11 protein-coding genes and 1 tRNA gene are annotated in these 11,823 nt (G+C 59.3%); 4 read left to right on the top strand and 8 right to left on the bottom strand.

Annotated elements, in window-relative coordinates:
* Window positions 1-116: 116 nt before the first annotated feature.
* A complete protein-coding gene (locus tag SAB01S_RS14365) occupies window positions 117-413 on the bottom strand; it encodes a hypothetical protein (RefSeq protein ID WP_062733785.1) in 297 nt (98 codons plus the stop codon).
* Window positions 414-662: 249 nt separating this feature from the next.
* Between SAB01S_RS14365 and SAB01S_RS18185 the strand changes: the two genes are divergently transcribed.
* Window positions 663-962 (top strand): LysR family transcriptional regulator, encoded by a 300-nt coding sequence (locus tag SAB01S_RS18185; RefSeq protein WP_083951363.1) that lies wholly within the window; start codon window positions 663-665, stop codon window positions 960-962.
* Here SAB01S_RS18185 and SAB01S_RS14360 read toward each other — a convergent pair.
* The 5 genes from SAB01S_RS14360 to SAB01S_RS14340 all read right to left on the bottom strand — a co-directional run bounded on the left by SAB01S_RS14360 (window position 959) and on the right by SAB01S_RS14340 (window position 2,915).
* Window positions 959-1,138, bottom strand: coding sequence for a hypothetical protein (locus SAB01S_RS14360; RefSeq protein WP_062733784.1), 180 nt, complete (start codon window positions 1,136-1,138; stop codon window positions 959-961). The two genes, SAB01S_RS18185 and SAB01S_RS14360, sit on opposite strands and share 4 nt — an antisense overlap.
* A 28-nt stretch (window positions 1,139-1,166) precedes the next feature.
* Window positions 1,167-1,556 carry a hypothetical protein gene (locus SAB01S_RS14355; RefSeq protein WP_062733782.1) on the bottom strand — a complete coding sequence of 130 codons (390 nt, stop codon included), beginning with the start codon at window positions 1,554-1,556 and terminating at the stop codon, window positions 1,167-1,169.
* A 113-nt stretch (window positions 1,557-1,669) separates the two neighbouring features.
* The gene (locus SAB01S_RS14350; RefSeq protein WP_062733780.1) at window positions 1,670-2,050 is read right to left on the bottom strand and encodes a hypothetical protein; all 381 of its coding nucleotides are present in this window, start codon (window positions 2,048-2,050) and stop codon (window positions 1,670-1,672) included.
* A gap of 53 nt (window positions 2,051-2,103) precedes the next feature.
* Window positions 2,104-2,340: a hypothetical protein gene (locus tag SAB01S_RS14345; protein WP_218016157.1), complete on the bottom strand. Its 237-nt coding sequence runs from the start codon at window positions 2,338-2,340 to the stop codon at window positions 2,104-2,106.
* A 23-nt stretch (window positions 2,341-2,363) separates the two neighbouring features.
* Window positions 2,364-2,915, bottom strand: coding sequence for a DUF805 domain-containing protein (locus SAB01S_RS14340; RefSeq protein WP_245646493.1), 552 nt, complete (start codon window positions 2,913-2,915; stop codon window positions 2,364-2,366).
* Between the two features lie 506 nt (window positions 2,916-3,421).
* Between SAB01S_RS14340 and tcmP the strand changes: the two genes are divergently transcribed.
* Complete coding sequence (tcmP, locus tag SAB01S_RS18180; RefSeq protein WP_083951361.1) at window positions 3,422-4,360, top strand: three-Cys-motif partner protein TcmP; 939 nt, start codon at window positions 3,422-3,424, stop codon at window positions 4,358-4,360.
* On the opposite strand, the gene SAB01S_RS18175 is transcribed toward tcmP, so the two are convergent.
* Both SAB01S_RS18175 and SAB01S_RS14335 read right to left on the bottom strand, forming a co-directional pair.
* Window positions 4,338-5,099, bottom strand: coding sequence for a DUF5131 family protein (locus SAB01S_RS18175; RefSeq protein WP_083951359.1), 762 nt, complete (start codon window positions 5,097-5,099; stop codon window positions 4,338-4,340). The genes tcmP and SAB01S_RS18175 overlap by 23 nt on opposite strands.
* A 240-nt stretch (window positions 5,100-5,339) precedes the next feature.
* Window positions 5,340-5,415: transfer RNA gene (locus tag SAB01S_RS14335), tRNA-Thr, on the bottom strand.
* A 156-nt stretch (window positions 5,416-5,571) separates the two neighbouring features.
* On the opposite strand from SAB01S_RS14335, the gene SAB01S_RS14330 reads away from it, so the two are divergent.
* Both SAB01S_RS14330 and SAB01S_RS14325 read left to right on the top strand, forming a co-directional pair.
* Window positions 5,572-6,870 (top strand): PAS domain-containing protein, encoded by a 1,299-nt coding sequence (locus SAB01S_RS14330; protein WP_062733777.1) that lies wholly within the window; start codon window positions 5,572-5,574, stop codon window positions 6,868-6,870.
* 272 nt (window positions 6,871-7,142) lie between these two features.
* Window positions 7,143-11,807, top strand: a complete 4,665-nt coding sequence (locus SAB01S_RS14325; RefSeq protein WP_062733776.1) for an NAD-glutamate dehydrogenase — start codon at window positions 7,143-7,145, stop codon at window positions 11,805-11,807.
* The last annotated feature ends 16 nt before the right edge of the window (window positions 11,808-11,823 follow it).

The raw sequence follows: 11,823 nt of genomic DNA, 5'->3' as shown, positions 1-11,823 counted from the left end.
ACCTTCGGCATTCAGGATATGCTCGATGTTGGCGATAGTCGTCGGGGGGATATTCCGAGTGGATCTCGGGCGATCGGGCAGTCCGGCAATGACGGCATCTTTATGGTCTGTCATCCTCAGCCTCGCGACCAGAGGGTGTAGCCATCGGCTGCGTCATAGCGCCAAAGGTGAAGTTCCGGGTTGTTTCCACAGAGAAGGTTCAACATGTTTGCTGCAACCAACCCATGGACTTGCGGAACCCTGCTGGCCATTCGGAGCAATTGCCCCCTATCATTTACGCCTTCGTCGATTAGGGCAAAGAGGACGGAGACAGCTGCGTCCATTTTGGACCAGATGACCATGCTGCCATCATCGTGCAGCAAGGCTTTACCCTGAACCAACAACTGGCTCAGGTCATACAATACGTTAACCATATTACTTTCTTCACATGGCAGGGACGCGCCTTCCCAACCATTTCAAATAGCTCGCTCCCCAGGCGGCGGGAGCGCGTTCTCGAAGGTTGCCCTTCGCGTTTCGCATGACTATTTTACGGATTTTATCCATTTTTTTCAATGGTTTGAAGTTTTAGTGCGTATTTCGCACCATCCTTTCGAAAATAACCCTGACGTGGTACGTGCGATTTTCGCACATAAAAATGCAATGTCTTCGATGAAAGCAGGGTAATGAAAATGATGGAGTCAGCAAATCAGGCTCGCGTGATTCGCCAATTTACGGCACGCTGGCTCGTGTCGTTCCTCACAGTCATTGAGAGGCAAAACCTGACTGCAGCGGCATCTCACTTGCGTGTCCATCGGAGCAATGTTTCACGCGATATTGATGCGCTCGAACACTGGCTCGGCCGGGTGCTGTTCCGAGACAATGTAACCTTTGAACTTACGGAGGACGGCAAACGGTTTCAGGAAACAGCCCAAACCATGACATCTATGCTCATTCACAGCCGAAGCGGATTACCTCTCTCTTAATCACGTTCATGAGCGCTTGCGATCAGCCCCTCACCGGAGGCGAGCGGATGCTTTTCAACAAGCGCCATTGTGATCATCAACAGCAGGAAGTCGACCGCTTTGGCCGGATGCGGGATCGTGCAGCACAGCAGTCCGATTCCGAACATGACAATCAGCGCTAGGACCGTGACCTTCATGATCGCCGCAGAATGAGCAGGACATAGATCAACTGAACGGGGCGAACTCCCGCAGCATGGTCAGTAATTTCGGGTCGATGCCTTCTGCATCAGGTATGAGAATGACAAAAGCGAAGCCGCCATTGCCGACCGTGTGGATCGCCTCCCATCCCCAGTGCTCCATTCGGCCAGACCAACACCAAGGAGGCTCAAAGTCCGGGTGGCCAAACCGGGTTTCCGACAGGGGGTTATAAAATGGCGAGAAAGCGGCTTCTCTTAGGAAGTCCCCCTCCCCGTCGTCCCGCTCGACAAGAAGGATGTGTGTCATTTCCGCCAACCCACTGACTATCGCGTCGCGGATGCGGTCGGTCAAAAGCCTGCGAGTAAAGGGATCGATCTCGGCAGGTAGTTCGGCGTGCAAGTTAGTGATGGAGAACATCGCTTTGACTCCGTTAGACATGAAAAAAGCGCCCCGGAGGACGCTGCGATGGTTTTGCTGGGTTTGAGCTGCGGATGGTGCCGCAGAGGGATCGTTTCAATGCGCTTTCGGGCTTATTCCTGGCTCGTCTCAGCCTGATCTGCATGGATACGACAGAGTTTAAGCAAGGCAGGGTCTATGTCGTCTGCATCCGGCACAAACAAAACGTGGCCGGTGCCTGCATCTGACAGCACGAAAGGCATTTCAAAGATGCCCCTATGTCGTTGGACCCACTCAAATGTAGGCTGTCCGTCCATCAGGACAGGCCATCCCGTGGCCCGTTCGATGTCCGCCAAGGTGTCATCGCGCTCGATGATAACAAGGCTGCCCAAATCGGAGAGATCGCCGAATTCCATCAGTTGGTCACGGCGAGTCCGGAGGAGTTGCGTTAAGTCAGGAGAGCGAGCACCAGACAAAAAGATGTCCAGTTCCGCCCACGTACGGATATCGTGCATGTATAGTCTCCAGAATCAAAAAACCCCCGGCTGTGAAGCCGAGGGCAAAAGTTTCATGAGGATTGGGGTGGATCGTCGGGTGGTGGCTTTGTCATAACCCGGATGACGGCGATCAAGGTCAGAAGGCCAGCCGGAATGCCTGCCGCGAGCGGATAGCGGGCGACGAGGTTGATTACCAATATCGCTGCCAGGACGGCAAACGTCTCTTTTGGCCAGCGCATCAGGCTGATGACGATCGCCACAAAGGCCGCGACCTTGAGGGCCACTACCATCAGGCCAACCAGCATCATTGCGCCGATGATCCTTACCATTGTCATTCGATGGGGTTCGGTCCGAAGCGGTTATCGCCTGCTGTCCCTTCGAGCAGCATGAAGACGAGAACAGCCAGTGCCCCGATGTAGGGGATGAGATTGAGCAAAACGAACCATCCCGACCTGTCCTGATCGTGGAAGCGCCTGACCTGAACCGTAAGAGCGGGTACAATCAGGGCCAGTATGCCCAGTACAAACAGGCCGATGGCAAGATTACCCACCGCGCCGATCTCGTCATAAGCGTCGCGATCCACCATGGTGAAGACAAGGGTGATCGAGAACAGGGCGATCGGCACGAGCTGGAATAGCCAAAACTCCTTGCGGCTGGCCCGCCCGGTAAACTGCGCGTATCGCCTCAACGGCAGAAGCATCCAGCCGAAATAATCATCAGCTGCCGGATTGCTGGCCGTCAACACAGATGGTTTGGTTGCCGTCCGATCCTTGCCGAACAACAGGCTTTCCTTCGACCGCTCAAATTCGGCCTCCGATATGACGCCGTCCTTCATGAGCTGATTCAGCTTTTCGAGATTATGCAGGCCTTGGGTATCGACCATGTGCGTTCCTTTGCATGAGGTGATGAACCGCAACCCGGATGGGCACGGCTGAACAGGCAGCATCGCTATCGCTGAGTGTGATTCACTGCTCGCCCCCTCACGCCTGGAGAGCGACCTTCGGCTTCAACCTCGCGTCGCCCTATGTACCTCTCGGAGCGACGGCCGAAGCCGGATGTTAGGAACCCTGGCAATGCACAGAGCGCATGCGCCTTTATCGGCGAACCGACTGGACATGCGCGCATGCCACCCGGCCTCCAAAATCTGGCGACCGAGTTTGCATTGCTTTGAGGGGTTCCTACGCCCCACCCTCCGGCTTTCACGGAAGGCAGAGCTTTTCTGGCGGGATTAGAGCAGCTTCGCAATAGGCGTTTGATGCGGCCTATTTATATAAGATGACGCGATTAGCGCGGACCGGCCATTGGAAATCCAGCCAGAACGGTGAACAACACCGTTGACGTTCACACAATGTTCTTTACGCTATTGGTGATCGAGTAGGGATACGAAGTATGACGACTACATCGACGACACTGGATCAAGGTCATCGCTTTGGTGGCGCATGGACTGAGGTGAAGTTAGAAGCAGTCAGCGACTACTGCGAGTTTTTTAACAAGGTTCTGGTGGACCAGCCAACCGCGCATAAACCATTTGAAAGATGGTATTTTGATGCTTTCGCTGGCAGTGGAACCCGGCGGGTTGAGCGTGCAGAGGGAGGGCTTTTCGAGGGCAAACCCGTAGAAATTCAAACCGAGGATATGGCCGGATCGGTATTAAAGGCATTGAAAGTTGAACCAGCTTTCCACAAGTTGGCGTTTATCGAAGGCCATCGCGGTCGATTTCAATCATTAGAAAAAATCAAAGAATCTCACCCTGAGCGAGGCATCACATGCCTTCATGGTGACGCTAATAAAAAATTGGCGGAAATTTTTTCTTCCTCACCGTGGAGTAATCAAAAGGGCGGCAGAGGCTCTTGCCGAGGATTATGCTTCCTTGATCCATACGGGATGAATGTGGACTGGTCGACGTTGAAGACTCTCGCCGACACTCAATCGGTCGACGTCTGGTATTTATTTCCGCTAGATGCTGTATCCCGTCAGCTTGCAGGAAAACTAGATCGCGTCGATGACAACAAGCAGCGCCGCCTTGATGAAATATTCGGAACCCGGCAATGGCGCGACGAAATATATAAGACCGAAACCACAAATGACCTTTTTGCAGATTTGATCTCGACATCCACCCGGCAATTCGATCGAGGCCAGATCGAACGCTATGCAAAATCAAGGCTCAACAGCATATTTCGTTATGCATCCGACCCATTACCGTTGCTAAACGATAGCGGTCGACAAATATTTTCGCTGTTTTGTTTGTCAAATAGTGCTTCCGATCCGGCGATCGGCCTGATTCAAAAAGGAGTTTCATGGGTGCTTAAGAAACACAGCGCACGTTAGGCATTTCATCATATGTTCTCCCTTTAAATGTCCGGCCAGTTAGCTTCTTGTTACGACCACCCCATTGCTTGAAAAAGAATGCCGTGCCCACTTCACGGCACAAATCCTCTATTTCCTCGACCCATTCTTCTGGCATAGGGCGCGCTCTAGGACCGCTTTCACCACCGACAATGGCCCAGTCGATGCTTGTGAGATCAGCAGCTGCAACACTGCCTATTAACGGCTCAAATGAAATGAACCGAATAGCACCGGGCGTCGCACGTAGGCTATCTATCCGATCCAGCACAGCGGAGTCCTCTACACTCGTCCCAATCCACACATTGCTTAAGATTGGGAACTCAGGCATCGACAACACTTCGCGCATATGTTCAGGTCGCTTGGTGAGCACCTGATATGTATGCTGCGGCGTTGCCTGCATTACCGCCCAAACTTTTGCTATAAAATCAATCGGCACTGCTGGATGAAACATATCCGACATGCTGTTTACAAAGACTGTTCTCGGACTACGCCATTTGAGGGGCGCAGATAGAGCGTTGTCGTCAGTCACAACCTTTCCGGTCCATACGTAGCGATCACCGCTTTTGCGGGTCAGGCCTTGATATTTCTCTACACCCATAGCTTCGAGGCGAGCTGCCATGCGCATAGCATAACAGTTAGTGCATCCTGCAGTAGCTACAGTGCAGCCTGCGACAGGATTCCAAGTGACGTCTGTCCATTCGATTTTTGACATCTGCGTCATTCGCTCGAACCTTCGCGATAAGAACATATAGGGAACATAACAGCTAATTTGCTTGCTGTCGCTCCATATTTGCCACGATACTCAGCGAGGCTTAGCGCCATTTCGCGCACAATGCGACCCACTCCCGACCCACTGGATGCCCACATGGATCAACCCAAAGGCACATAAACTAGGCAACCTCACGGCCATAAGCCGAAAGACACTTTCGCTAGGGATTTTAAGGATTTCCTACTGAAAGGCTGGTGCCGCTTACGTGACTCGAACACGTGACCCCATCATTACGAATGATGTGCTCTACCAACTGAGCTAAAGCGGCGATGGGCGGCCAGATAACAGCGGTTGGGCGATTGGACAAGCGGGCAAATCATCCTTTTCTCCGCTTTTCTTGAAGCGCGCATTTACCGCCTCTTTACCATCCCATGGCACACTGCGGGTCCGGGCAAGGCTTTGCGGTAGGACAGGAACCGACTGGATGGACACTCTGCGGGGGCATGACGTCGCCAATGATCAGGATGATTTCGACGATGGCGACGATGCCGCGATCGAAAGCCCGCCCGCGGTCGGATCGGATGAGCGCCGGATGCAGGTGCGCGCCTATAACTACTGGGCGTCGCTGCTGGGCGACCGCGCGCTGCCGTCGATTGAGGATCTGGCGCCAGACCAGTTGGAGGATTTCGGGCCATATAGCGTGCTGCTCGATTTCAGCACCGGGCTGGAAAACCCGGCCATCGTCTATCTGGGTTCGGCGCTCCGCCAGGAATGCGAAATCGAAGGCGCTATCGACTATATTCAGGACGTGCCGGCCCGGTCCTTGCTCTCCCGGTTGACCGACCATTATCTACAGATCATCGCCAACGCCGCGCCGATCGGCTTCGAAGCGGAATTCATCAACCAGCGCGACGCGGAAATCCTCTATCGCGGCATCTTGATGCCCTTTTCGTCCGATGGTGACACGATCGACTTCGTTTTCGGCGTCATCAACTGGAAGGAAACCGTTAGCAGCGGCATGCTGCATGGGCTGGAGCGGGAGGTGGGCGATGCGTTGCGGAGCGCCCCGACGCCGCGTTCCGCGACGCCGATCTGGGCTGATGGTCCCGCCAGCGACGCCATGGCCGCGACACCCGATGAAGCGGACGAAGACACGCTAGATCTTAGCGGCATGGAATGCTCGGCCGACGATGCCTCCCTGGCCGACTGGCTTGCCCTTGCCCGCGACGGCGCAGCCCGTGTGCGCATCAGCGAAGCCCGCAGCCATGCCGCGCTCTATCGCGCGGTCAGCCTTTGCTATGACTTCGCCCTGGTCGCCCGCGCCCGACCGGACGATTATGCCGAACTGCTCGCCGACTATGGCATAAAGGCGCAGGCGCGCAGCCCGATGACGGCGGTGATCAAGCTCGTCTTCGGCGCCACCTATGACAAGACCCGCATCACCGAATATGCGACAGCGCTGGACCATGCGCTGGACAACGGGCTGGGCGTCGGGATGCTGGCCGATTATCTGACGGCTTATGTGGGCGGGCTGAAGGCTGTGGTCCGCGACGAACGCGCCAAGCGGCGTGCAGCCTCGCCAGCGCGACCTGACCGCCGCCAGACTGCCCGCGACGCCATCAAGTCGGCCGCCGCGCTGGACCCGGTGGCCGTCAGCACCGATCCCGATGGGCTGGCTGTCGTCGTCGCCCGCCGCGAGGAAGATGGCAGCCTGTCGATCGTCGCCGCGCTGCCCGAAGGATCGGATCTGGGCCAACGGGTGATCGTCGCTGCGTCCCGCTGACGGCTCATATCGCCGCACTCTGCAAGCTCCCCCTCGACATCCCCGCCCTGGCGCGCGATAGAGGCGACCATGAACCCGGCGCCGGCCCTTGCTGGATGCTGCGCTGCATCATATTATTTCACGTTATCGAAATTTTATTTCGCTCGATACTTGAGCGTTTTTGCGGCGCGTCGCATATAGGCGCTCCCGAGCCGAGGAGTCGCATGGCGGCCATCCAGCGCCTCCTCCGTTCTGACCAAAGCGGGTGAAGACCGCTGTTGAGAGGTGAGCGAATGACGGCGCTGGCTGAAGCGAAGAATAAGGACGTCGACCAGACCATCCTGGAGGCGCTGCAGGGCGCGTTGAGCAAGGGCGCTCTACCGGGCGAAAGCGAAGGGCTGGACCAATCCGCACTGTCCGGCGCCGCTGCCTTTCTCGGCCGCGTCGCCAATGGCAGGCAGCCTGGCGAACCGGCCATCGTCATCGAAACGCTGGGCGAGGGCGCGAAAGGCCGATTCATGCGGCTGGCGATCGTCAATGACGACATGCCTTTCCTGGTGGATTCGATTGCCAACGCGCTTGCGGCCGCGGACATCACCATCCACCGCCTGCTGCATCCCATCCTGTCGGTTGGGCGCAACGCCAATGGCGCGCTGACGGCCATATTGGACGATGATGCGCCCGGCGCCCGGCGCGAATCCATGATCTATATCGAAGCGGACCGGGCGGACGCGAAGGCGCGCCGGGCGCTTGAAAAGGCGCTGGCCGAAACGCTGGCGGATGTGCGCGCCGCCGTGGCGGACTGGGCGCAGATGCAGGCGGCCATGTCGGCCGACGCGGACGCGGTTCCCGATGAGGAAGGCGCGGCGCTGCTGCGCTGGTTCCTTGCCCGCCACTTCACCCAGACCGGCCATGAACTCGTCGACCGTGACGGCAACAGCAGCGCGGCGCTGGGCATATGCACCCGCAATGATCGTCCGTTGATCGCGCCGGCATCGCTGGAAGCGGCCTTTTCCTGGTTCGAGGAAGGCAAGCGCACCCCACTGATCATCAAGTCCAGTCGTTTGTCGCGCGTGCATCGGCATGTGCTGCTCGACCTGGTCATCATCCCGGTGCGATCTGGCAAGGATGTGACCGCGCTGTCCATTCATGCGGGGATGTGGACCAGTTCGGGCCTGGCCGCGACGCCGGACAAGGTGCCGCTGCTTCGCTCCGCATTGTCCACGCTGATGGACAAGTTCGGCTTCGATCCGATGGGTCATGCGGGCAAGACCCTTGCCCATGCGCTCACCGCGTTGCCCCATGATATCACCATCGGTTTCGATCGCGACACGCTGGAGCGGCTGGCGCTGACCTTCATGTCGCTGACCGATCGCCCGCGCCCGAAACTGGCGCTCGCGACCAGCGCGCTGGCTCGCCACCTCTATGCCTTCGTCTGGCTGCCGCGCGACGAATTGTCGACCGCGCGTCGCGTTGCGGTGCAGACCATGCTTGCGAACGCGGCCAACGGTCCGGTGCTCAGCTGGTCAATCGCCTTGGAAGAAGGCGGCCTGGCGCTGCTGCGCATCACGCTCGATCTGCGCGACGGCGGCACTGTGCCGGACGCGGAGATGCTCGATCGCCAGTTGCAGCAGATGGTGCGCGGCTGGGTGCCCGCTGTCGAAGAGTCGCTCGCCGAAACGGAAGAACCCGGCCGGGCCGCAGCCATGGCGCAGCGCTATGCCGCCGGCTTCCCCCTTGCCTATCGCAATGGCGCCGGTCCTGCCGAAGCGGCCGTCGACATCAGGCTGATCCACGGCCTTTCCGGGCCCGGCGACAAATCCATTCGCGTCTATCGCAATCCGGAAGACTGTACCGAACGGCTGCGCCTCAAACTTTACAGCCATGACACGACCGCCTTGTCCGAAGTCGTTCCCGCGTTCGAGAATTTCGGCTTCCGCGTGATCGAGGAGATGACGACGCCGATCGACGGCGGCGCGCTCGGCCATGTCCAGCGCTTCGTGCTGGAATTGCCGTCGGGCGCGGACGCGCAGCCGGTGGTCGACCGCGCCGAAATCGTGACCGAAGCCATCGCCCAGGTCCTGGAAGGGCGCGCGGAAAATGACCGTTTCAATGAATTGATCGTCACGGCCGGGCTGTCGCCACGATCGGTGGTGCTGTTCCGGGCGCTCTATCGTTATCTGCGTCAGACCGGCGTCGCCTATGGCATGGCGACCTTCGCGGAAACCCTGCGTCGCGCGCGCGATGTGACGATGAACCTCGTCGCCCTGTTCGAAGCGCTCCATGATCCTGCGGCGCAGGCGGAGTCCGATGATCGCGTCGCTGCGGCCAATGCCGCCATCGACGCCGGTTTGGAGCAAGTGACGGCGATTGACGAAGACCGCGTGCTGCGCTTGCTGCGCGCAGTCATCGGCGCCACGCTTCGCACCAATTTCTATGGATCGGCCGCTGCGGAAGCGCTGGCGTTCAAGCTCGACAGCGCGAAAATTCCGGGCCTGCCCGCGCCCCTGCCCTGGCGTGAAATCTGGGTCTACAGCCCACGGGTCGAAGGCATCCACCTGCGCGCCGGACCGGTGGCCCGCGGCGGCCTGCGCTGGTCGGACCGGCGCGACGATTTCCGCACCGAAATCCTGGGGTTGATGAAGGCGCAGCGTGTCAAGAATGCCGTGATCGTGCCGACCGGGGCCAAGGGCGGATTCTATCCCAAGCAACTGCCCAATCCCCAGGCCGATCGCGATGCGTGGCTTGCCGAAGGCACCGAAAGCTATCGCATCTTCATTCGCGCCTTGCTGTCGGTCACCGACAATATCGTCAAGGGAGAGGTGAAGCATCCTGCGGAGGTCGTGGTGCGCGACGGGGACGATCCCTATTTCGTCGTCGCCGCCGACAAGGGCACCGCAACCTTCAGCGACGTCGCCAACGCGATCGCGCAGGACCGCGACTTCTGGCTGGGCGATGCCTTCGCCAGCGGCGGCTCCAATGGCTATGATCATAAGGCGATGGGCATCACCGCGCGGGGCGCCTGGATTTCCGTGCAGCGCCATTTTGCCGAAATGGGCATCGACGTGCAGAGCGAGCCGGTCAGCGTGGTAGGCTGTGGTGACATGTCCGGCGACGTGTTCGGCAATGGCATGCTGCTGAGCAAGGCCATCAAGCTGGTTGCCGCATTCGACCATCGCCACATCTTCTTCGATCCGACGCCCGACCCGGCGCGCAGCTGGGAAGAGCGCAACCGGATGTTCCAGCTTCCCCGGTCCAGCTGGGAAGATTATGACAAGTCCCTGATCTCGAAGGGCGGCGGAGTGTTCTCGCGCAGCCTCAAGCGCATAGCCCTTACCCCTGAAATGCAGGACATTCTTGGCGTCACCGACGCGGAGATGGAACCGTCCGTTCTGATCTCCGCCATTTTGAAGGCGCCGGCCGACCTGTTCTGGTTCGGCGGCATCGGCACCTATGTGAAGGCGGCGACGCAGAGTCATGGCGACGTCGGCGATCCCGCCAATGATCGCCTGCGCATTAATGCCGAGGATTTGCGCGTCCGCGTGATCGGCGAAGGCGCCAATCTGGGCGTCACGCAGGCGGGTCGCATCGCCTTCTCGCTGAAGGGCGGGCGCATCAATACCGACTTCATCGACAATAGCGCCGGCGTCGACTGTTCGGATAATGAGGTCAACATCAAGATTGCGCTAAACAAGGAGATGGCTGAAGGCCGCCTGCCGTTCGACGCGCGTAACGCCTTGCTGGAAAGCATGACCGATGCGGTTTCCGATCTGGTGCTGGAGGATAACCGGCTTCAGGCGCTGGGCCTCTCCATCGCGGAAGCGGGCGGGAGCGATGACCTCGCCAGCTATGTCCGCCTGATCGAAACCTTCGAGGAATCCGGCCGTCTGGATCGTCAGGTCGAAGGACTCGCCGCCAATGACCAGCTCTTGCGGCGCGGCCAGGATGGCCAAGGGCTGACCCGGCCCGAGCTGGCGGTCCTTCTGTCCACCGCCAAGCTCGCGTTGCAGGATGCGATCGAACATGGCGACTTGTCTGATGACGACAGCATGATCGACGAGCTCATGGCCGCTTTCCCCCCGGCCATGCAGGAAAAGGAAGCCGACGCGATCGCCGCGCACGCTCTGCGCAAGGAGATTATCGCGACCAAGGTGGCGAACCGCATCGTCAATCGCCTGGGCCTTATTCACCCGTTTGAACTGGCGGAGGAAGAAGGCTGCTCGCTGGCGGACCTGGCCAACGCCTTCCTGATCGCCGAGCGGCTGTACAATATTCGTGACCTCTGGGCCGATATTGACGGCGCGGACATGAGCGAAGACGCGCGGCTGGGTCTGTTCGCCACGATCGCCAGCGGGATGCGCGCCCAGATCGCCGACATCCTGCGCGCCCTGCCCACCGGAACCTTGCCGGCACAGGGGCATGAGCGACTGGCGCCGGGCGTGCACAAGCTGGCGGAGCAGGTGGATGACCTGCTGACCAGCGAAGCGCAGCGTCGCGCGGCCGGCGTTACCGACCGGTTGCTTGGCCTTGGCGCGCCGGAAGCCCTGGCGCGGCGTGCGGCGGGTCTGTTCACGCTGGACGGCGCGGTAGGCATCGCCTCCCTCGCGTCGCGCATGGACATGAACGAAGTCGCCCTCACCCGCGCCTTCACGCATCTGGGTGAAGCCGTCGGCATCGACTGGGTTCAGTCGACCGCGGCGCGGATGGAACCGTCGGACCCATGGGAGCGACTGCTGATCTCCGGCGTCGCCCGCGACATGCAGCAGGTGCGGCTCGATTTTCTCGCGCAGGCCAAGACGATGGACGTGTCCGACCATGTCGAACAATGGCTCAAGGCCAAGGCCGAACGCATCCGCCAGTTCCGCAGCCTGGTGCAGCGCGCCAAGGCGGCGGCCAACCCCAATGTCGCGATGCTGGCGGAGATCGCAGGCCAGGCGCGCGGTCTTCTCGGGCGCTGATAGCCCGAGCGCCGGG

Origin of the sequence: Sphingobium abikonense NBRC 16140, assembly GCF_001598335.1 — a bacterium.
In the GTDB taxonomy this organism is placed as follows: Bacteria; Pseudomonadota; Alphaproteobacteria; order Sphingomonadales; family Sphingomonadaceae; genus Sphingobium; species Sphingobium abikonense.
Note: the sequence above shows the minus strand (reverse complement) of the source record. Positions and strands in the feature narration are given on the sequence as shown.

Bases quoted from the DNA above. Each gene is read 5' to 3' on its own strand.
- SAB01S_RS14365 (WP_062733785.1), bottom strand. From the start codon at position 413: ATGGTTAACGTATTGTATGACCTGAGCCAGTTGTTGGTTCAGGGTAAA.
- SAB01S_RS18185 (WP_083951363.1), top strand. From the start codon at position 663: ATGAAAATGATGGAGTCAGCAAATCAGGCTCGCGTGATTCGCCAATTT.
- SAB01S_RS14360 (WP_062733784.1), bottom strand. From the start codon at position 1,138: ATGAAGGTCACGGTCCTAGCGCTGATTGTCATGTTCGGAATCGGACTG.
- SAB01S_RS14355 (WP_062733782.1), bottom strand. From the start codon at position 1,556: ATGTTCTCCATCACTAACTTGCACGCCGAACTACCTGCCGAGATCGAT.
- SAB01S_RS14350 (WP_062733780.1), bottom strand. From the start codon at position 2,050: ATGCACGATATCCGTACGTGGGCGGAACTGGACATCTTTTTGTCTGGT.
- SAB01S_RS14345 (WP_218016157.1), bottom strand. From the start codon at position 2,340: ATGATGCTGGTTGGCCTGATGGTAGTGGCCCTCAAGGTCGCGGCCTTT.
- SAB01S_RS14340 (WP_245646493.1), bottom strand. From the start codon at position 2,915: ATGGTCGATACCCAAGGCCTGCATAATCTCGAAAAGCTGAATCAGCTC.
- tcmP (WP_083951361.1), top strand. From the start codon at position 3,422: ATGACGACTACATCGACGACACTGGATCAAGGTCATCGCTTTGGTGGC.
- SAB01S_RS18175 (WP_083951359.1), bottom strand. From the start codon at position 5,099: ATGACGCAGATGTCAAAAATCGAATGGACAGACGTCACTTGGAATCCT.
- SAB01S_RS14330 (WP_062733777.1), top strand. From the start codon at position 5,572: ATGGACACTCTGCGGGGGCATGACGTCGCCAATGATCAGGATGATTTC.
- SAB01S_RS14325 (WP_062733776.1), top strand. From the start codon at position 7,143: ATGACGGCGCTGGCTGAAGCGAAGAATAAGGACGTCGACCAGACCATC.